The 19,904-nt window shown below is 55.1% G+C and carries 11 protein-coding genes, 14 tRNA genes and 3 rRNA genes; 3 read left to right on the top strand and 25 right to left on the bottom strand.

Annotated features, from left to right (window positions below; genetic code table 11):
* Positions 1 to 278 precede the first annotated feature (278 nt).
* The 17 genes from MHI24_RS20725 to MHI24_RS20645 form a co-directional block, all read right to left on the bottom strand.
* Positions 279 to 349: transfer RNA gene (locus MHI24_RS20725), tRNA-Gly, on the bottom strand.
* A 12-nt stretch (positions 350 to 361) separates the two neighbouring features.
* Positions 362 to 435 (bottom strand) — tRNA-Pro (locus tag MHI24_RS20720).
* Positions 436 to 561: 126 nt separating this feature from the next.
* A tRNA-Arg gene (locus tag MHI24_RS20715) sits at positions 562 to 638 on the bottom strand.
* A gap of 10 nt (positions 639 to 648) precedes the next feature.
* Positions 649 to 723, bottom strand: a tRNA-Gly gene (locus tag MHI24_RS20710).
* Positions 724 to 730: 7 nt separating this feature from the next.
* Positions 731 to 814: transfer RNA gene (locus tag MHI24_RS20705), tRNA-Leu, on the bottom strand.
* 16 nt (positions 815 to 830) lie between these two features.
* A tRNA-Lys gene (locus MHI24_RS20700) sits at positions 831 to 906 on the bottom strand.
* 29 nt (positions 907 to 935) lie between these two features.
* Positions 936 to 1,010, bottom strand: a tRNA-Gln gene (locus MHI24_RS20695).
* Positions 1,011 to 1,101: 91 nt separating this feature from the next.
* Positions 1,102 to 1,179: transfer RNA gene (locus MHI24_RS20690), tRNA-Asp, on the bottom strand.
* Between the two features lie 15 nt (positions 1,180 to 1,194).
* Positions 1,195 to 1,268: transfer RNA gene (locus MHI24_RS20685), tRNA-Met, on the bottom strand.
* A gap of 29 nt (positions 1,269 to 1,297) precedes the next feature.
* A tRNA-Val gene (locus MHI24_RS20680) sits at positions 1,298 to 1,373 on the bottom strand.
* A gap of 149 nt (positions 1,374 to 1,522) precedes the next feature.
* Positions 1,523 to 1,597, bottom strand: a tRNA-Glu gene (locus MHI24_RS20675).
* 144 nt (positions 1,598 to 1,741) lie between these two features.
* Positions 1,742 to 1,831: transfer RNA gene (locus tag MHI24_RS20670), tRNA-Ser, on the bottom strand.
* A 4-nt stretch (positions 1,832 to 1,835) separates the two neighbouring features.
* Positions 1,836 to 1,911: transfer RNA gene (locus MHI24_RS20665), tRNA-Asn, on the bottom strand.
* Between the two features lie 3 nt (positions 1,912 to 1,914).
* A tRNA-Ile gene (locus MHI24_RS20660) sits at positions 1,915 to 1,991 on the bottom strand.
* Between the two features lie 64 nt (positions 1,992 to 2,055).
* Positions 2,056 to 2,172 (bottom strand): 5S ribosomal RNA (gene rrf / locus MHI24_RS20655).
* A 194-nt stretch (positions 2,173 to 2,366) separates the two neighbouring features.
* Positions 2,367 to 5,292: ribosomal RNA gene (locus MHI24_RS20650) — 23S ribosomal RNA — on the bottom strand.
* 235 nt (positions 5,293 to 5,527) lie between these two features.
* Positions 5,528 to 7,088 (bottom strand): 16S ribosomal RNA (locus MHI24_RS20645).
* Together the 16S, 23S and 5S rRNA genes with 14 tRNA genes alongside form the textbook arrangement of a ribosomal RNA operon.
* A 439-nt stretch (positions 7,089 to 7,527) precedes the next feature.
* Here MHI24_RS20645 and MHI24_RS20640 point away from each other — a divergent pair.
* Positions 7,528 to 7,653, top strand: a complete 126-nt coding sequence (locus MHI24_RS20640) for a DUF4023 family protein (protein ID WP_340021407.1) — start codon at positions 7,528 to 7,530, stop codon at positions 7,651 to 7,653.
* 87 nt (positions 7,654 to 7,740) lie between these two features.
* Here MHI24_RS20640 and MHI24_RS20635 read toward each other — a convergent pair whose 3' ends face one another.
* On the bottom strand, positions 7,741 to 8,457 hold the full coding sequence (locus tag MHI24_RS20635) for a hypothetical protein (protein WP_340021406.1): 717 nt from the start codon (positions 8,455 to 8,457) through the stop codon (positions 7,741 to 7,743).
* 126 nt (positions 8,458 to 8,583) lie between these two features.
* A complete protein-coding gene (locus tag MHI24_RS20630) occupies positions 8,584 to 9,123 on the bottom strand; it encodes a GNAT family N-acetyltransferase (RefSeq protein ID WP_340021405.1) in 540 nt (179 codons plus the stop codon).
* A 241-nt stretch (positions 9,124 to 9,364) separates the two neighbouring features.
* Here MHI24_RS20630 and MHI24_RS20625 point away from each other — a divergent pair, with 241 nt between their 5' ends.
* Positions 9,365 to 10,903 (top strand): AMP-binding protein, encoded by a 1,539-nt coding sequence (locus MHI24_RS20625; protein ID WP_340026743.1) that lies wholly within the window; start codon positions 9,365 to 9,367, stop codon positions 10,901 to 10,903.
* Positions 10,904 to 11,108: 205 nt separating this feature from the next.
* On the opposite strand, the gene MHI24_RS20620 is transcribed toward MHI24_RS20625, so the two are convergent.
* Both MHI24_RS20620 and MHI24_RS20615 read right to left on the bottom strand, forming a co-directional pair.
* Positions 11,109 to 11,681, bottom strand: a complete 573-nt coding sequence (locus MHI24_RS20620) for a hypothetical protein (protein WP_340021404.1) — start codon at positions 11,679 to 11,681, stop codon at positions 11,109 to 11,111.
* Between the two features lie 76 nt (positions 11,682 to 11,757).
* Complete coding sequence (locus MHI24_RS20615) at positions 11,758 to 12,198, bottom strand: HEAT repeat domain-containing protein (protein ID WP_340021403.1); 441 nt, start codon at positions 12,196 to 12,198, stop codon at positions 11,758 to 11,760.
* A gap of 180 nt (positions 12,199 to 12,378) precedes the next feature.
* Here MHI24_RS20615 and MHI24_RS20610 point away from each other — a divergent pair, with 180 nt between their 5' ends.
* Entirely contained in the window at positions 12,379 to 13,299 is a 921-nt protein-coding gene (locus tag MHI24_RS20610; protein ID WP_340021402.1) for an NADP-dependent oxidoreductase, read from the top strand.
* 70 nt (positions 13,300 to 13,369) lie between these two features.
* On the opposite strand, the gene MHI24_RS20605 is transcribed toward MHI24_RS20610, so the two are convergent.
* The 4 genes from MHI24_RS20605 to MHI24_RS20590 all read right to left on the bottom strand — a co-directional run bounded on the left by MHI24_RS20605 (position 13,370) and on the right by MHI24_RS20590 (position 19,893).
* On the bottom strand, positions 13,370 to 14,692 hold the full coding sequence (locus MHI24_RS20605) for an extracellular solute-binding protein (RefSeq protein ID WP_340021401.1): 1,323 nt from the start codon (positions 14,690 to 14,692) through the stop codon (positions 13,370 to 13,372).
* A 156-nt stretch (positions 14,693 to 14,848) separates the two neighbouring features.
* The gene (locus tag MHI24_RS20600) at positions 14,849 to 15,619 is read right to left on the bottom strand and encodes a helix-turn-helix domain-containing protein (RefSeq protein WP_340021400.1); all 771 of its coding nucleotides are present in this window, start codon (positions 15,617 to 15,619) and stop codon (positions 14,849 to 14,851) included.
* On the bottom strand, positions 15,612 to 17,417 hold the full coding sequence (locus tag MHI24_RS20595; protein ID WP_340021399.1) for a histidine kinase: 1,806 nt from the start codon (positions 17,415 to 17,417) through the stop codon (positions 15,612 to 15,614). The genes MHI24_RS20600 and MHI24_RS20595 overlap by 8 nt, the downstream gene beginning before the upstream one ends.
* 139 nt (positions 17,418 to 17,556) lie before the next feature.
* Positions 17,557 to 19,893 (bottom strand): FAD-dependent oxidoreductase, encoded by a 2,337-nt coding sequence (locus MHI24_RS20590; RefSeq protein WP_340021398.1) that lies wholly within the window; start codon positions 19,891 to 19,893, stop codon positions 17,557 to 17,559.
* Between the last annotated feature and the right edge of the window lie 11 nt (positions 19,894 to 19,904).

The following is a 19,904-nucleotide window of genomic DNA, read 5'->3' as shown; positions in this document are numbered from 1 at the left end:
TTCTCTGTAACTGTTACTTGCTGAGGAGGATTGTTGCATTATCTGCAGAAATTCCGGTGGTTAGAGCAAATGAGGGATGGTTTTGTTGCATTTGGTGCAGGATTTCTGCATATGCCGCTTCTATTGATTAGCATTGTTGCAATTTATGCAGGATTTCTCTTTTATAGTTACTGGCTGTGGAGCATGAGGCCCTTCCCCCCATCGCAACGTTCGGAGAACTACCTCAATAACAAGAAAACAGCCCCTGGATGGCCCAAGGACTGTCTAATACTTCTATAAGCGGGTGATGGGAATCGAACCCACGCTATCAGCTTGGAAGGCTGAAGTTCTACCATTGAACTACACCCGCACAGATGAAATATCGGGATGACACGATTTGAACATGCGACCCCCTGGTCCCAAACCAGGTGCTCTACCAAGCTGAGCTACATCCCGTTAATGGCGCGCCCTGAGAGATACGGATGCTACGCATCCGATTGCGAAGTAGAGCTATCGAAGCTTATGCTTCAACGAACTCGTTCGAATCTGACGGACACTTAGATGATTCAAGGAAGTGATAAATGGCGCGCCCTGAGAGATTCGAACTCCCGACCTTTTGATTCGTAGTCAAACGCTCTATCCAGCTGAGCTAAGGGCGCAAAATCTATATGGAGCGGACGACGGGAATCGAACCCGCGACCCTCGCCTTGGCAAGGCGATGCTCTACCGCTGAGCCACGTCCGCAAAAACATGGTGCGCGTGAAGGGACTTGAACCCCCACGTCGTGAAACGCCAGATCCTAAGTCTGGTGCGTCTGCCATTCCGCCACACGCGCACACGTCATAACAAAATGGTGAGCCATGAAGGACTCGAACCTTCGACACCCTGATTAAAAGTCAGGTGCTCTACCAACTGAGCTAATGGCTCTCATACAAGAACTCAATCCCAAAAAATGATGGCTGGGGATATAGGAATCGAACCTATGAGTGACGGAGTCAAAGTCCGTTGCCTTACCGCTTGGCTAATCCCCAATGTCGGAATCAGGTGGAACCTCTATACTTCGAAATATAGGATGCTCAATCCCTGTTGCCTTAATCCATCTCATTCCTTATGCCATTAAAATGGCGGAACCGACGGGATTCGAACCCGCGATCTCCTGCGTGACAGGCAGGCATGTTAGGCCAACTACACCACGGTTCCAGAGTTAAAGGTTAATTGCGGGGGCAGGATTTGAACCTGCGGCCTTCGGGTTATGAGCCCGACGAGCTACCGGGCTGCTCCACCCCGCGTCATTAATAACAATCTATTTAGTTATAGATGGTGGAGGCTGAGGGGTTCGAACCCCCGACCCTCTGCTTGTAAGGCAGATGCTCTCCCAGCTGAGCTAAGCCTCCATGTTAAACTTCAACGAACCCAGGGAATTCTCATCCCATCAAAAATGGTGACCCGTATGGGATACTCTTCACTCCGTTACGAGATTGCGAAGTATTCCTTCCGAAGCCTATGCTTCAACGAACCCAGGGAATTCTCATCCCATCAAAAATGGTGACCCGTATGGGATTCGAACCCATGTTACCTCCGTGAAAGGGAGGTGTCTTAACCCCTTGACCAACGGGCCATGCTGTGGAATGTAATGAAGTACTGCTACGGAGAGAGAGGGATACTCTTCACTTCGTTACGAGATTGCGAAGCAGTGCTAACGAAGCCTATGCTCCAACGAACCACTGAGGGTTCTCATCCCTATTCAAAAGAAGTACTGCTACGGAGAGAGAGGGATTCGAACCCTCGAGACGCTTGTGGCGCCTACACGATTTCCAATCGTGCTCCTTCGGCCAAACTCGGACACCTCTCCAAAGTGGCTCCCCGAACAGGACTCGAACCTGTGACAACTCGATTAACAGTCGAGTGCTCTACCAACTGAGCTATCAGGGAATATGGTGGGCCTTAGTGGACTCGAACCACTGACCTCACCCTTATCAGAGGTGCGCTCTAACCAGCTGAGCTAAAGGCCCGTTCTTATACACTATTCAACCCATCAGGGCAAAAAAAATACCACAGATGTGTGTGGGAAATCCCGCTTGGCGGCGTCCTACTCTCCCAGGACCCTTCGGTCCAAGTACCATCGGCGCTGGAAGGCTTAACGGTCGTGTTCGGGATGGGTACGCGTGGAACCCTTCCGCTATCGCCACCAAACGTGATTTTTCGAAGCCTACGCTTCTCGAAATCGCTACAGAAAATATCAAACCATCGGTTTAACTTCCTGCCAGGCTTAATCGCCTGAAAACTGAATCCGAAACAGAAATCTGCGTTTGCCCTTGTTACGGGGCCCCCGGAAAGTACTCGGAATCCGCTTTGTCAGCGTCTTCTTCACTTTTTGGGGTAGTTTATTGGATAAGCCCTCGACCGATTAGTATTGGTCAGCTCCATGCATTGCTGCACTTCCACCTCCAACCTATCTACCTCGTCGTCTTCAAGGGGTCTTACATACTGGGAAATCTCATCTTGAGGGGGGCTTCACGCTTAGATGCTTTCAGCGCTTATCCCGTCCGTACGTAGCTACCCAGCCATGCTCCTGGCGGAACAACTGGTGCACCAGCGGTACGTCCATCCCGGTCCTCTCGTACTAAGGACAGCTCCTCTCAAATTTCCTGCGCCCACGACAGATAGGGACCGAACTGTCTCACGACGTTCTGAACCCAGCTCGCGTACCGCTTTAATGGGCGAACAGCCCAACCCTTGGGACCTACTTCAGCCCCAGGATGCGATGAGCCGACATCGAGGTGCCAAACCTCCCCGTCGATGTGGACTCTTGGGGGAGATAAGCCTGTTATCCCCAGGGTAGCTTTTATCCGTTGAGCGATGGCCCTTCCATGCGGTACCACCGGATCACTAAGTCCGACTTTCGTCCCTGCTCGACTTGTAGGTCTCGCAGTCAAGCTCCCTTCTGCCTTTGCACTCTTCGAATGATTTCCAACCATTCTGAGGGAACCTTTGAACGCCTCCGTTACTCTTTAGGAGGCGACCGCCCCAGTCAAACTGCCCGCCTGACACGGTCCCCGTACCCGCTTAGGGTACCAGGTTAGAACCTAGATACGATCAGGGTGGTATCCCAACGGCGCCTCCAGCGAAGCTTGCGCTCCGCCTTCCACGGCTCCCACCTATCCTGTACAGATCGTACCCAAATTCAATATCAAGCTGCAGTAAAGCTCCATGGGGTCTTTCCGTCTTGTCGCGGGTAACCTGCATCTTCACAGGTATTAAAATTTCACCGGATCTCTCGTTGAGACAGCGCCCAAGTCGTTACGCCATTCGTGCGGGTCAGAATTTACCTGACAAGGAATTTCGCTACCTTAGGACCGTTATAGTTACGGCCGCCGTTTACTGGGGCTTCGGTTCATAGCTTCGGGTTACCCCTAACCACTCCCCTTAACCTTCCAGCACCGGGCAGGCGTCAGCCCGTATACTTCGCCTTGCGGCTTCGCACAGACCTGTGTTTTTGCTAAACAGTCGCTTGGGCCTTTTCACTGCGGCCCCCTCGGGCTATTCACCCTACCGAGGCACCCCTTCTCCCGAAGTTACGGGGTCATTTTGCCGAGTTCCTTAACGAGAGTTCTTCCGCGCGCCTTAGAATTCTCTTCTCGCCTACCTGTGTCGGTTTGCGGTACGGGCACCTTCTCCTGACTAGAGGCTTTTCTTGGCAGTGTGAGATCATGACCTTCGCTACTGTAATTTTCGCTCCCCATCACAGCCCAGCCTTATGATGTGCGGATTTGCCTGCACACCAGCCTCACTGCTTAGACGGACATCCATCAGTCCGCGTCACTACCCTCCTGCGTCACCCCATCGCTCATAGCGGATTACGGTGGTACAGTAATTTCAAACTGTTGTCCTTCGACTACGCCTGTCGGCCTCGCCTTAGGTCCCGACTTACCCTGAGCGGACGAGCCTTCCTCAGGAAACCTTGGGCTTTCGGCGGATCAGATTCTCACTGATCTTTTCGTTACTCATACCGGCATTCTCACTTGTATGCTGTCCAGCGCTCCTTACGGTACACCTTCAACCCACATACAACGCTCCCCTACCCCTGATGCAAAGCATCAAGCCATAGCTTCGGTGGTGTGTTTAGCCCCGTTACATTTTCGGCGCAGAGTCACTCGACCAGTGAGCTATTACGCACTCTTTCAATGGTGGCTGCTTCTAAGCCAACATCCTGGTTGTCTGTGCAACTCCACATCCTTTCCCACTTAACACACACTTGGGGACCTTAGCTGATGGTCTGGGCTGTTTCCCTTTTGACAATGGATCTTAGCACTCACTGTCTGACTCCCGGCAAGAAGTAAGTGGCATTCGGAGTTTGACTGAGCTTGGTAACCCTTGCGGGCCCCGCACCCAATCAGTGCTCTACCTCCACCACTCCATTCACCGAGGCTAGCCCTAAAGCTATTTCGGGGAGAACCAGCTATCTCCGAGTTCGATTGGAATTTCTCCGCTACCCCCACCTCATCCCCGCACTTTTCAACGTACGTGGGTTCGGGCCTCCAGTGCGTGTTACCGCACCTTCACCCTGGACAGGGGTAGATCACACGGTTTCGGGTCTACGCCCACATACTCAGTCGCCCTATTCAGACTCGCTTTCGCTGCGGCTCCGGCTTCTCACCTTAACCTTGCATGTTGAACGTAACTCGCCGGTTCATTCTACAAAAGGCACGCCATCATCCATATAGAGGACTCTGACTTTTTGTAAGCACACGGTTTCAGGTTCTATTTCACTCCCCTTCCGGGGTGCTTTTCACCTTTCCCTCACGGTACTGATTCACTATCGGTCGCCAGGTAGTATTTAGCCTTAGCAGATGGTCCTGCCAGATTCATACGGGGTTTCACGTGCCCCGCACTACTCGGGATCCGTCTCGGAGGGAACACAGTTTGGGCTACAGGGCTTTTACCTCTATCGCGGGCCTTTCCAGACCTCTTCGCCTACCATATTCCTTTGTAACTCCATGTGAGACGTCCCACAACCCCAAGGGGCAAGCCCCTTGGTTTAGGCTGTTCCGCGTTCGCTCGCCGCTACTGACGGAATCACTATTGTTTTCTCTTCCTCAGGGTACTTAGATGTTTCAGTTCCCCTGGTCTGCCTCTGCGTATCCTATGTATTCAGATACGAGTAACTGTGCATTACCACAGCTGGGTTTCCCCATTCGGACACCCCCGGATCAAAGCTTGCTTACAGCTCCCCGAGGCAGTTTCGTTGTTCGCCACGTCCTTCGTCGGCTCCTGGCGCCTAGGCATCCTCCGTGTGCTCTTAATAGCTTAACCAATGCGTTTTCCGGTAGGAAAATCGCTCAGCATTACTAAATTTAAACTTGCTTACACAAGTTCAGCTTAAAGGAATGTTCTAAAACGCAAATTCGTTTCGGTATCCAGTTTTCAAGGATCAAGGTTCTTACCTTTGAGAGCTTAAACTCTCAAAACTGACCAACGAGTGAGTAACTAGCCGACCGGCTAGATTTCAAATTTGAATGTCTCCACTTCCGAAGACGATTCTCCATAGAAAGGAGGTGATCCAGCCGCACCTTCCGATACGGCTACCTTGTTACGACTTCACCCCAATCATCTACCCCACCTTCGGCGGCTGGCTCCCTTGCGGGTTACCCCACCGACTTCGGGTGTTGTAAACTCTCGTGGTGTGACGGGCGGTGTGTACAAGACCCGGGAACGTATTCACCGCGGCATGCTGATCCGCGATTACTAGCAATTCCGACTTCATGCAGGCGAGTTGCAGCCTGCAATCCGAACTGAGACCGGCTTTGCTGGGATTGGCTCCACCTCGCGGCTTCGCTTCCCGTTGTACCGGCCATTGTAGTACGTGTGTAGCCCAGGTCATAAGGGGCATGATGATTTGACGTCATCCCCACCTTCCTCCGGTTTGTCACCGGCAGTCACTCTAGAGTGCCCAGCCTTACCTGCTGGCAACTAAAGTCAAGGGTTGCGCTCGTTGCGGGACTTAACCCAACATCTCACGACACGAGCTGACGACAACCATGCACCACCTGTCTCAACTTTCCCCGAAGGGCACCTGATGCATCTCTGCTTCGTTAGTTGGATGTCAAGACCTGGTAAGGTTCTTCGCGTTGCTTCGAATTAAACCACATACTCCACTGCTTGTGCGGGTCCCCGTCAATTCCTTTGAGTTTCAGTCTTGCGACCGTACTCCCCAGGCGGAGTGCTTACTGTGTTAACTTCGGCACCAAGGGTATCGAAACCCCTAACACCTAGCACTCATCGTTTACGGCGTGGACTACCAGGGTATCTAATCCTGTTTGCTCCCCACGCTTTCGCGCCTCAGCGTCAGTTACAGCCCAGAAAGTCGCCTTCGCCACTGGTGTTCCTCCACATCTCTACGCATTTCACCGCTACACGTGGAATTCCACTTTCCTCTTCTGTACTCAAGCCACCCAGTTTCCAGTGCGACCCCAGGTTGAGCCCAAGGTTTAAACACCAGACTTAAATAGCCGCCTGCGCGCGCTTTACGCCCAATAATTCCGGACAACGCTTGCCCCCTACGTATTACCGCGGCTGCTGGCACGTAGTTAGCCGGGGCTTTCTTCTCAGGTACCGTCACTCCGGCAGCAGTTACTCTACCGGACGTTCTTCCCTGGCAACAGAGCTTTACGATCCGAAAACCTTCATCACTCACGCGGCGTTGCTCCGTCAGGCTGTCGCCCATTGCGGAAGATTCCCTACTGCTGCCTCCCGTAGGAGTCTGGGCCGTGTCTCAGTCCCAGTGTGGCCGTTCACCCTCTCAGGTCGGCTACGCATCGTCGCCTTGGTGGGCCGTTACCCCGCCAACTAGCTAATGCGCCGCAGGCCCATCCCTAAGCGGCAGATTGCTCCGCCTTTCATTCTTCCCTCAGGAGAGGAAAGAGATTATCCGGTATTAGCTACCGTTTCCGGTAGTTATCCCAGTCTTAGGGGCAGGTTGCCTACGTGTTACTCACCCGTCCGCCGCTAAGCCAAGTTGGAAGCAAGCTTCCAACAAGACTCCGCTCGACTTGCATGTATTAGGCACGCCGCCAGCGTTCGTCCTGAGCCAGGATCAAACTCTCCAATGTGGTCGCCTACCGAAGTAAGCGCTTATAGAAAGAGCGATAGCTCATTTTGAAACATCTGACGAGAATGGTTACATTCTCAAGATGAGATTTCTAAAGCGTACAAGACGCTGTGAAATTCATCATTTTTTGGAATCACCGAAGTGATTTCCGATACTCACTCGTTGTTCAGTTTTCAAAGATCAAGCTCGTTGTCGGCGGTCATTATCTCGTCACCAGCAACTCTTATAATATATCACATCCGACCGATCAATGCAAGCTCTTTTTTAACTTCTTTTCGAGCAAGGCGTTGATGTTTCGCGGCCAGAAATAGAATATACCATGTCTGCTTAATGGTTGCAAGCTTTTTTTGATATTCATCTCTTGTCATGCATCAGGGTCCAGTGAATTGGACAGAGTAAGCGTAAGATCCCTACAATACTCAATAAATAGGAGGCTGGCAATGAACACGCATGAATTCGTGGAGAAATTCCAGGAGAACCAGCGGAAAGCGCTGAAGAACAAGCACCGGGGCAAAGGAACACCGGGCGCAAGACTGGCCAATAAACAGCATAGCACCAACAAATAGTGCATTAATTCAGTACATTCGGGTACACGCATATGCCGCAAAACAACAAAAGGGATGTCCGCGGGACATCCCTTTTATCTGAAGATTTTATTTGCTCTGCTTCTCCACACCTACAGCCACTTTCTCCATTTGCGCTTTGCTGAGTGACTGATCCGGGGAGCTGATGGTTACGAACCGGTCAGCCAGCTTAAAAGTCAGCATCGGAATATCCGAAGGCGTGTACCATTTCGCTTCTGTTCCGTTAGAGAGCTTCACTGTGGTACCGTCATACGCGTAAGCGTAATCACGCGGCGATACGTTCACACGCATTTTTGTGAAAAGAAAGCTTACGCCGTCATCTCCGCCCGCCACCTTCTGGAAGGCATCTCCGCTGGTCATCTGGGTTGGAGCATATGCCGTCTCGAAGCCCTGAAAGTTCGCGAACGCCTTAATGATCTGTTCCTTCTGTGCTGTGCTGTACTGCACTGCTGTCAGCTTCACTGCTGAACCGTTATCCGGTGCTGGTGTAGCCGAGCCGCTGCCCAGAATGACTTCATTCGTAGAAGCATTGAATGTAACCGGCACCTTCAGCGCATCGGCCACTGCCCGTACCGGAAGATACGTTGTATCCTTGTACGTGATAGGCGCCAGCTTTTTGCCGTTGTTATCCACTGGTGTGTAAGCTGCCCCGTTGACCTTGAAGCCGATGCTGTGGTTCAGGTAGGCACTGATTCTCTCCATATTGGTCCCTGCATAGACACCTGCTGCGCCGGTAACAGTCATTCCGAATACCATGGTAGCTATGATCATTTTTTTGCTTTTCATTGAATATCGTCTCCCTTGTTCTATGGTGTTTGTTTAAGTGTCCCTTGCTATATCTGTATTAAACCATTAACTTGTTTCCAACTTGTATCCGGATTGTAAAGAAGTAATTCAAGCTGTTTCCGGCCGCTAGACTCTGTTCCGCGCATCCACCCCATACACCTCTGTATACAAAAGATCCCTGAACCGCCCAAATTGCTCCACTGTAACCGGTTCAGGATAGGTCATGATGCGCAGCGGCAGATCGGCTTGCCCGGCACGCAGCGGCGGCTGCACATATTCATAGGGATTCAGATAAAAGCCCAACCGCTCGTAGAATCCGATCCGCCGCTGCTCCAGCTCACCGTCCGGCGGCTCCACCTCAAGCAGCACCGGCTTGTCCGAGGCGGCAATGAATTCACTCATCAGCTGCTTGCCGATCCCTCCGCTCCGCAGCTCCGGGTTGACGGCGATATGCTCCACAAACCGCAGTTCAGGTAATTCCCAAGCCGCCAAAAAAGCCGATATCCGGCCCTCTGCATTCCTGCGCGTATATAAATGATAATAAGGATGATTCAGCAAAGCCTGCTGGCCGCTGCGGGTCCTGATCTCACTTACCGGAAAAGAAGCTTCCATAATCGCAAATATCTCATTAAATTCTGTCTCATTAATGATTGGTTTCTCATTCATTGCCGCTGCCTCTTTCTGCCGCTTCATTCTATATGAAGGGCTGTAATTAATAATGTACCCGGAATCCCTCAAGAATAACTGTCACAGAACATTCTCCGGTAACCTTCCGGCAATTAGCATCTGGTACTAGGAGAACGTGCTATACTGTAAATAACAGAAATAACATCACGTTTATATAGGAGAGATTCATTTGGATTATCAACGCTGGATTGCACCTGAATTCTACAATCTTACTTCGGAGATGGAACGCCATCCGGAAGACAAGATTGCGATTAAATGGCTACACGAGAGCGGAAGCCTGGAGACTATCACCTACGGAGCATTGATGGCCCAGGCAAACCGGCTGGCCGGCGGACTGAGCGGACTGGGCCTGAAGCAAGGCGACCGGGTGCTGGTCATGGTTCCCCGCCGGATTATCGCTTACGCAATCTATCTGGCTTGCCTGAAGCTGGGGCTGGCTGTGATTCCTTCCTCTGAAATGCTGCGGGCCAAGGATCTGTCCTACCGGCTGCGCCATTCCGAAGCACGGGCTGTAATTGTCTGGTCCGAGGCAACCGGCGAAGTCAACAAGATCGCGGAGGACTTGCCTGCGCTGGATTACCGTCTGTCGGTATCGGCCGGAGAAGCTGAGCCGGAAGCAGGCTGGCTGGACCTTGCGGGCCTGATGGAAGGACAAGCGGATGTCTTCCCTGCCGTAGCCAGCCGCCGGGATGATATTGCCATCCTGGCTTATACCTCCGGCACCACCGGCAATCCGAAGGCTGTCGTGCATACGCATGGCTGGGGATACGCCCATCTGCGGATCACCTCCTCACTCTGGTTCGATATCCGTGAATCGGATACGATCTGGGCCACTGCCGCACCAGGCTGGCAGAAGTGGATCTGGAGTCCGTTCCTAACTGTACTGGGCAATGGAGCCACCGGCTTCGTCTATAACGGCCCCTTCCATCCGGAGCGCTATCTGCAGCTGCTGCAGGATGAGAAGATTCAGGTGCTGTGCTGTACACCGACCGAATACCGCCTGATGGCCAAGACGGAAGGGCTGACGCAATTCGATCTGTCGAATCTGCGCTGTGCGGTATCCGCCGGGGAACCGCTAAACGAGGAGGTCATTCATACATTCCAGCAGCACTTCAATCTTACTATCCGTGACGGATACGGACAAACCGAGAGCACACTCATTATTGCGGCACTGAAGGATGAACCGATCCGCATCGGCTCGATGGGCAAATCGATTGCCCCGGGCATTGTGGAAGTCATCGACGAGGCGGGGCAGCCGCTGCCGGCCGGAGTAGTCGGGGACATCGCCGTGCATCTGAGTATGCCGGCCCTGTTCCAGCAGTACTACAAGGACCCTGAACGCAAGGTGAACAGCTCGCATGGAGAATACTTCGTTACCGGCGACCGGGCGCGCAAGGATGAGGACGGCTACTTCTGGTTCGAGGGCCGCGGCGATGACATCATCATCAGCTCAGGCTACACGATCGGGCCGTTCGAGGTGGAGGAAGCGCTGATGAAGCATACCCTGGTGAAGGAATGCGCCGTGGTCGCCAGCCCGGATGAGATCCGGGGCTCGGTCGTCAAGGCGTTCATTGTTCTGAAGGACGGCCACACCGGATCACCGGAGTTGACCAAGGAGCTGCAGGCGTATGTCAAGGAGCAGACCGCTCCTTACAAGTACCCGCGCAAGATTGAGTACATTACAGATCTTCCGAAGACAACCTCCGGCAAAATCCGCAGAGTCGAGCTGCGCGAGCAGGAGAAGAAGGCTGCGGAATAAAAAGTTACCAGGCTGCGGAACCGTCAGGTCCTGAAGCCCGGAGATCAAAATACTACAGGGCTGTCGCAAAAGTGACAGCCCCTTATTGTGGGAACGAAAAACAGCATACATTTTCACGCTGAATCTACTCTAGCATAAAGAGCTGTCCCAAGTAGCCGTTTCATGGCTTCTGAGGCAGCTCCTTTTTTTAGTATTTTGCCTATGTTCACTCCGACCAATAAGCCGCTCCGGAATTCAGCGCCGCACCCACTTCGCCTTCCATCACCAGATCGCAGTCCAGATAGCCCTCTTCATCGAGGAAATAGACCTCCTGCTTATAGAACTGGCACAAGGTCTTCAGGAAGGTATCCGGGGAATCGTACATCACCACCAGATCGCCGTAATCATGCAGCAGATCGCAGATCCGCTCCGTTCCATCCTCCGACCTGTGATAGCAGATGTAGTCGCTGCCGTAGTTGGTCAAGAGAGGCAGCACCACTCCGCCGCCGGTATAGCCCTTCTCCTGGAGTATACCCGACAGCACCTCAAGCTCCCTGCCGTATTCGCTGATATGGATCAGCCGGTAGCCCGGGATGAATTCCACCAGACTGGGGTCCTCTTCGCCGCTGTCCGTTCCAAGCACATGATCGTAGACTGCCTGCAGCAGTCCGGGAACTTCCGGTGTCCATGCTGCAAGCACCGTGCTGCCTTCTGCCGGGGCCTTGCCCAGACTGGCGGGATACCCGGGGCGCAATTGCGCTGAAAGCTCTAGGAATTCCTGAAATTTAGCGGTAAGCATAACATCTTCCTCCATCACAAAAATATAGCGGAGCGATCAGGAACCCTCCCTCTCTCTCCGCTTGCTGTTCGTCTATTTATTTGGCGTCAGACATCCACAGCTTCCGCAGCCATTGATCGAATTGCTCGCCCTTCTCGCCTTCGTAGGCATCGTAGACGTCAATCCGCATCTTCTTGAGCTTCTCCTTGAATTCTTCATAGGAGTGGTCTCTCGGCAGACTTTTCTTAATCCGCAGGACAATCTTGGAGATTCCCCGGAACAGCTCTGCCTTGTTCTTCGAGGGGACCTTGACCTCTTCGCCAAAAGCGCTCAGCTTCCGGTATGCAGCTTCTTGAACGGTATATACAGGATCGCTGTTCATCAGGCGGGTGAGAATATCAATAATCTGTTTGTGGTTATAGCGGCCCAGCTCCTCTACGGCGGCAAGGCGGGCTCTCCAGTCTGCGGAACGGCCGGCGGCTTTCTTCAGTTCCTCGTAGTTCTCCGGCAGCTCATGGATAATCTCTTCATTATTCAAGCGTTACAATCCCTTTCTTGGTTGAATCTGATATAGTGCAATTCTACAGTACTGTACTCTCTGATTTCAATCCTTTGTCCGAATATTCGGCAAGAACCGGAAATTTTGACTTCATCCGGCGTCATGAGTATAGTATGAACCAAATAACAGGCCAGCAGTACAAGGAGGTCATACCACAAGATGAGAATCCTATTCCCGGAACCGCACGATGGGACTTGGAGCTTCACCGAGATGGATGCCCGGCGGCCCGTTCCAGGCGAGCATGAGGTCCTCATCCGGCTGCACGCCGCCTCGCTTCATCCGCCTGCCGGGTCCCTGAACAGCCAGCTGCTCACAGCAGTGGCCGGAAGGATCACCGACCCCGGTCCGGCAGCAACCCGCTTCCGGCCCGGTGACGAAGTGTTCGGCCTGATCCTTAACAGGACGGGCGGAAGCTACGCAGAATATGCATTGGCCCGGGAGACGGAGCTTGCGCTCAAGCCCCGGGAGCTATGCTATGAAGCGGCGGCGCTTACCGCAGCAGCCGGGCTGGCGGCCTGGCAGACGCTGGCGGCGGCCCGGGTGTCCAGCCGGGACCGTGTGCTGGTGCATGACGGCACCGGAGCAACCGGCAGCTTCGCCGTACAGCTCGCCAAGCTCCGGGGCGCAACCGTGATTACGACGATCAGCAGCGATGCAGATCTCGATGCCGCCTGGGGCCTGGGAGCAGACCAGGCCATTAACAGCAGCGGACAGGACTTCGCTGCAATCCTGGGGCAGAGTATCGATGTGGTCATCGATACGACAGGGGGCCGCGTGCTGGACAGCAGCTTCGCGGTGCTCGCGTCCGGCGGACGGCTGGTCTCCACAGCTGGACTACCCGATCCGGCACGGGCTGCCGGGCTGGGTATCCAGGCGGCCCAAATCCTCCCGACGGCTGATGCCTTCCAATTATCCGAGCTCGCCCGGCTGATTGCTGCACGGAAGCTGATGGCACCGCCTGGCCCGGTCTTCCCGCTTAGCGCGGAGGGGTTGCGCAGCGCGTATGAGCTTCAGGCGGGCGGGAAGGCTGGAAGCAATATTGCCATCACAATCCCGCAACAGGAGCCGGGATTCCAGTAAGCGAAATACCCGTACAGCCAGGAACCTCGATTCTCCGGCGGTACGGGTATTTTGGTAATTACGCTAAGGGTTATTTACTTCTGGCGATTAATTCGTCGTGGCGCTTGACCATGCTCTGGAAGGTCTCCTCCAGCGTCTTATCCTTCAGGAAATAATGCTCCATTTCCTCCATGCGCAGGTCATTCAGCTGAACCGGCACTGTGTTGATATACGTATCCTGGCTGCCGAACAGCACTCTTTGCATCGATTCAAGGTCATACAGCTCTTCAAAGCCTGTTACGAGCTTGGCCTGTGTCTGGGAATTATCGATCTTCGCCGAAGCAGGAATGCGGCCGCCCTTGGTCAGGTAGGCTACGCCTTCATCCGCATACCATTGCAGGAATTTCCACGCCTCCTCCTTGTAAGCCGAATTCGGATTGATAGCAACGACATCGCTCAGCCCGCCTTCCAGGCGGAAGTCCTCTCTCGCTCCATCCGGGCGCGGAATGGCGGCAAAGGCGATTTTGAAATCACGCGGGTAGTCGGTCAGATTGTTCGCATTGCGGAAAATAAAGTTGCCGGAGCCCAGCATGGCCGCTTCCCCTTTCAGGAACGAGGCATCGACCTGAAGCTTGGTGGCAATCTGCTCGCCGTAGGCGGGCATGCTTTTATCCTCATGCATCATCTTATACCAGCTCGCAAGCGAGCCGCGCGTCACCGGGCTGTCCAGATTGGACTTGCCGTCCTTGACGAATTCATTCTGCAGCTCGCCGTCCATGCCGAAGGGAAACATGTTGGTGCCCTGAACATAACCGTAGGTTGAATCCTTGCTGAGCACCTTCGCATATTCGGCCAGGTCCGATTGGGTCCAGTTGTTATCCGGCAGCTTCAGTCCGGCAGCATCCAGCTTATTCTTGTTCAGCCAGACAAAAGACTTCGAGGAGACCGTCGGAAGGCCATAGTAGCTGCCGTCGAACTGCCAAGCCTTGGCCTGCTCGCCCATAGCCGCTTCAATATCATACCCGCCCAGCTCGCTGAGGTTCTGCGCACCGCCGGACTGCACTCTTTTCTCCAGCTGGAACTTGGCGTAGTTGGTATACAGATCAATATTCTCTCCGGCCACTAGCGCCGTATCCAGCTTCAGATTGCCGCTGTCATCATTGACGTAACGGACATATTCCACCTGCACCCCGGGATTAGCCGCATTCCAGGCCTTCACCATATCCAGCGGTCCGGCCTCCTCGGGAACCCCGCCCCAGAATTTCAGCGTAATGGTCTTGGCGTTCTGTCCGCCGGAATTAGCGCCTTCAGCCGCTCCAGCCGGTGTGCCGGACCCGTCCTTGCTGCTGCAACCGCTTGCAATGATCAGCAGGGCTGTAAGGCCTGCAAGCCATCCGTATCTTGTTTTCTTCATCTGTTGTCAACCCCCTTGGCTATTGTCCGCAAGTCCGCTGCTGTGCAGCAGTCTCTGCTTGCCTATAATGATATCAGCCCCCGCTCCGCTGCCCCATGAACGCTATTGTGATCTAATGATACGGATTTGGGTTAAGCGGCCCCGATTATGCTTCGGTTAAGAGCGGCGGAAGTCGCTCGGGGTTTTGCCCGTCCAGCGCTTGAACACTTTATTGAAGTAATTATCGTTCGAGAAGCCGCACGCACAGGAGATCGCCGAGACCGGCAGGCTGGTGTGCAGCAGCTGATGGACTGCCGCTTCGATTCTGACTTTTTGCGTGAAATTGGTGAGGGTGAGCCCGGTTTTCTTCTTGAACAGATTGCTGACGTAGGTCTGTTCCATGTTAACAAGGCGGGCAAGCTCGCCAAGAGTATGGTCCCGCGCATAATGCTCGGATATATACTCAATAATGCGGTCAATCTGCGGATGCCCCGTCTGGCCCCCGGCAGTTCCGGCTTCGGCAAGCAGAGCGGTGTCTCCGATGGCACTGAGCTTCCGCCACTTGTCCCGCTGCTCCAGCCCCGCCCGCGCCCGCTCCAGCAGCGCAATCAGCCGCTCCGGCCGCAGAGAGAGCTTCAGCACGTAGCCTATGGCGCCAAGCTCCAGTGCCTGCTGGGCATAATCGAACTCCGACATGCAGGTCAGCATGATGAACGGACATTCCCAGCCGGCTTCGCGGCTGCGGCGCAGCAGCTCAATTCCGTCCAGGACAGGCATAACAATATCGGTAATCACAATGTCGGGAGGGCTTTGCTTCATGGCTTCCATGGCCTCCGCCCCGTTCGCATACTCGCCTTCGATGACAAAGCCGTATTTCTCCCACGCAATGAGATGCTTCACCATATCCCGGGCGAACACTTCATCTTCTACCAGGTAGACACTATACATGGTCTGATTCTCCTTTGGCATAAGGTTCGGATACCAGCAGCGGCGTGCGGATCTCGACAACCGTCAGGTGTTCTTCCGCGCTGCGGGTGATCGTTAAGGAGGCCTGGCCTCTATACAGCAGCTCCAGTCTCTCCCGGATATTGCTCAGCCCGATCCCTTTGCGGCTCCGCCGGACAGTTGCCTTGGCAGCGGCTTGCCGGGCAGCTTCGGGGCCCGCACCGTTGTCCATCACAAGCATGACCAGTTCCCTCCCGCTGGCATGAATGTTCACGGTAATCTGCCCGCCGGACGCCGTGTCAGCGAAGCCGTGTATAATGGCGTTCTCCACCAGCGGCTGCAGCGTGAACTTGGGGACCAGGGCGTAGTACAGCGAAGAGTCGTACTCCACATCCAGATGATAACGGTTGCCGAAGCGGATATTCTGGATGTGCATATAAGCCTCCATGAAGCCCAGCTCCTGCCCCAGCGGAATGAGATCCAGCTCCGTATTGAGACTGGTCTCCAGCAGCAGCCCGAGCGAGACACAGATGTCGAAGGTGGTGCTGTCTTTGTTTTTGAGCGCCTGGCTCTTGATCATATTCAGTGTATTCAGCAGAAAATGCGGGTCCATCTGGGAGACGAGGATCTGGAACCGGACCGATTCCTTCTGGCGCTCCTCCACTTTGAGCCGGTAGATCAGTGTTCCGATATCGGCTATCATCCGGTTGAAGCTGGTCAGCAGCTGAAGAATCTCCCCCCCGTAGCCGGTGGTGGGGATCGTCACCCGCAGCTCCTGGTCAGCGGCCCGGCTCATCTGATCGCGCAGCTTATGCAGCGGCTTGGTCACGTTAGAGGAAATCAGCAGCGTAGCCGCAATGAACACCAGCGTGAGCACTACCAGGGAGATGAGCGCCGTGCGTTTGATCGCGTTGGTGCCGGCGAAGACCTGCTCCAGCGAGATTTTTTTGATCAGCGTCCACTTCAGGGAAGGCATATAACTGGCCAGGTACAGCGCTTGCTCGCGTTCGCTGGTCAGATCGGCCAGCTTATCCGGGTAGAGGCGGAATTCCTCCTGGAACCGGCGGGCCAGCTCACCCGGGATCTGAGCATCCTCCACGCTGCGGTAGATCAGCTCTCCACCGTCGCCGAGTACAAGATAGGCTGCCTGGGGATCGGCCGTACCGGCCCACTGCCTCAGCCATTGTCTGTGATCCATGCTGATTCTTACCGAGCCGTACGGCTCAGATCCGGCATCCAGCAGCAGGGAATCAATGGTCAGCAGCTTGCTGCCCGAAGCAATCTCCTTGGAGACATAGCTGTCCGCCACCTTCCAGTAATAAGAGGCCGGACCGCTCTGTCCCTGAAGCCCGGCGGTGATCTCGTTATAGACAGCCATCCCGTCGATGGGCGTGCGCGAAGTGTAATTGTAATAAGCATGTCCGGCCCGGTCCGTGACGGTCAGGAAGACGGACGGCGTGGACAGGAAAAAGGAGTTCGCCAGGGAATCCAGATTGCGGTTGATTTCGCGCATGGCCGTGAACGGAGAATGGGGCGAATCCGGGCTTAGATACTGCTCCAGCGAAGGATTCTGGTTAATCAGAATGAGTGACCGGGTCATCAGTCCGGCCAGATCCAGCAGGTCCTCCCGGAAGCTGCCCATCTCCCGCTTGTTCTGTTCAACCTGCTGCTGCTTCAGAATCTGCTCAATCTGCTGGAAGCCGATCAGGCAGAGCAGCGAGAACGGAATAATGACCAGCAGCAGATAGGCCGTAAAAATGCGGTATTTCAGGCCACCGGGCCACCTTATTCTCTTGATCATCCTTCATCCCCCTTCAGCCTTACAGCCTGTTCCTGCCAAGTATAGCAGAGGATTCATTATTCAATAATTTAGGCAGATAAGAATTATCTCCCTTCTCAGACAGCCGAAGACAGACCGCATTGCGGTCTGCCGGCTGCTGTTAATAACAGCGGATTTCATATATGGCTGCTGATGCATCGCCGTTCGTCCCGTGGATCACTACCCGCAGCCGATCTGCAGTAAAGCTGCCGGAGGCCGGTGTTAACGTAACGGTATTGCGGCGCTGGTAGTTGTCCTTGACCCTGGCTGCCTCGATCCAGCAGCCGTCCTGCCAGAGCTGGATGCTGTAGTCTCTCACGCACTGCGGATCACGGTACAACGGCGGGTAGTTATGATATTCGTGGAACAGATGCCCCGGGAAGCTGAGCTCCACCGTATGCACTTCCTGCGGCTGCTCCCAGCTCAGCTCCAGCCACTGCTCCAGCGGCTCCTGCGGATTGGAGCGCCACAGATTGGCTGCGCGGTAAGGGCGGGTCACTCCGCTGGTCACCTGGTGCGCAGCATAGCAGTTCTGCGGCGGCTCCAGCCGGAAGCTGCGGTTCTCCTTAAGGCTGCGCATCTTGCCGCCGCCGATCTCGTAGGCCGAGGCATGGCCCGGGATGACTGTTCCGGCCTTGATCCAGGCCACCCCGCTGTGCGCCAGCAGATCCAGCCGCAGGTAGGAGAATGCCGGGAAGTCGCTGCCCGGCTCCAGATCAAGCGGCACACTGACCCATCGCTCTTCTCCCTCGGGCACGATGAACTCCAGCTCTGCCACCGGCCGGCCCGGTTCCGTGCGGTAATCCCAGATGCTCTCCACCGCATACAGATATCCCTTAACCTGCTGCACGGCACCGGATGAATTGGTGAGACAGACCTCCAGCTGTCTCACCGGACGGTCACCTACAGCGATCCACTGCCCTGTCCGCCGGTTCAGCCGGTCCCGGTCATAAGGCTGCACCGGCAGTACCGGCGCTTGCGGCTTCGTCTCTGTCCAATCCACGAGATGCTCGGCCGTTCCCGAGGATCCGGGGCCTACGCCGTAGAGCAGCGCTTCACTGCTTGCGGTAACCGCAGCCAGCCGGGCAAGGTCCAGCGGATCTTCATTAATAACATTTGGCAGGAAGCAGCCGTCCCGGAGCAGCTGCTGCTGAATGTGCGGAACACGGGTAGCCAGCAGTTCATCGGCACTCAGCTGTTCCGTTGCGGCAATCGCTGCCGCGATGCCTGCCGCCTGCCCCATCAGCGCCGTTGTGCCCATCACCCGCACCGTGCCCAGAGCGGCATGCGTGACGCTGACGTTGCGGCCTGCCATCATCAGGTTGTCTACATCCTTGGACATGCAGATGCGCAGCGGGATGCCGTAAGGACCGCAATAGCTTTTGACCGCATAGTCGGTGGTCTGGTCATAATGCTCTGCACTGCTGGGCTCACTGGTCGGCGCCAGCAGGCCGCCGGGGGTATGCAGGTCAAGGAACCATCCGCCGAAGGCGATCTCGTCCTCAAAGACGGTGCGCCCTGCCGGATCATGCTCGGTCATCAGGTATTTCCCCATGATGCGCCGGCTCTCCCGCTTACCAGGCACCTGGCCGATCCAGTCCAGCGCATAGTTCGCGGCCAGCTCCCGGGTCTGCGGGTCACGGTTCTTGATCCAGTCCCACACGCCCAGCGTGTGGCGGGTCAGCTCATGGCGGATGGTCTCCGCATCATGGATCGTGTGCCAGGGAATCCCGATCTCCAGCCACCAGTAGCCGCTACGGATATCGTAGGGCTTGCGGCCCTGGTCATAAAAGAAGCTGGCATCCTCATAGCGGATGGCCCAGTCCGGCAGCACGAACGGCACGGGGCGTCCCATATCCTTCGCCTTGAAATGAATGGAATTGCCCATCACTTCCCGGTTCGCCTGCTCCGGGGCGTGCGGCTCGCCGAATTCATCCTTGCCCTCGCTGCCCATCCGCCATTCACAGCCTGCCAGGTCCGCGAGCACGCCGTCTCCGGTGCAGTCAATGAACTGCTCCGCTTCGATCAGGAGCTCAGTCTCCGCGCCTGCGGTCCGGCACCGCACGGCGTGAATCTTGCGCTCATGCTCCATCGTCAGGTCAAGCAGCGCGGTATTCAAATGAAAGGTTAAGCCGGGGGTTCGCACGGCCATGTCGTACATCGTCATATCCCATACGCTGTTGGTCCAGCCGTTCTCGGTAATCCACTCATGGTTAACGGCCCGTTCCTCAATCAGCAGCTCGGAGATAATGCCGGTCTCCCGGGCATAGGCATGGAAGCAAGCCGCCCCATGGGGCGATACGCGGATCTCGGAGGAGGAATTGCCTCCAAATACCGGCCGGTCCTGGACCAGGCACACCTGTGCGCCCTGGCGTGCGGCGGCGACAGCGGCCGAGAAGCCGGCCAGACCGCCTCCCACCACCACGATGTCATACTTTTCTGTAATTTGAACGTTCATGTTAGTACCTC

This window comes from Paenibacillus sp. FSL K6-1096, from assembly GCF_037977055.1.
Lineage (GTDB): Bacteria > Bacillota > Bacilli > Paenibacillales > Paenibacillaceae > Paenibacillus_AQ.
Note: the sequence above shows the minus strand (reverse complement) of the source record. Positions and strands in the feature narration are given on the sequence as shown.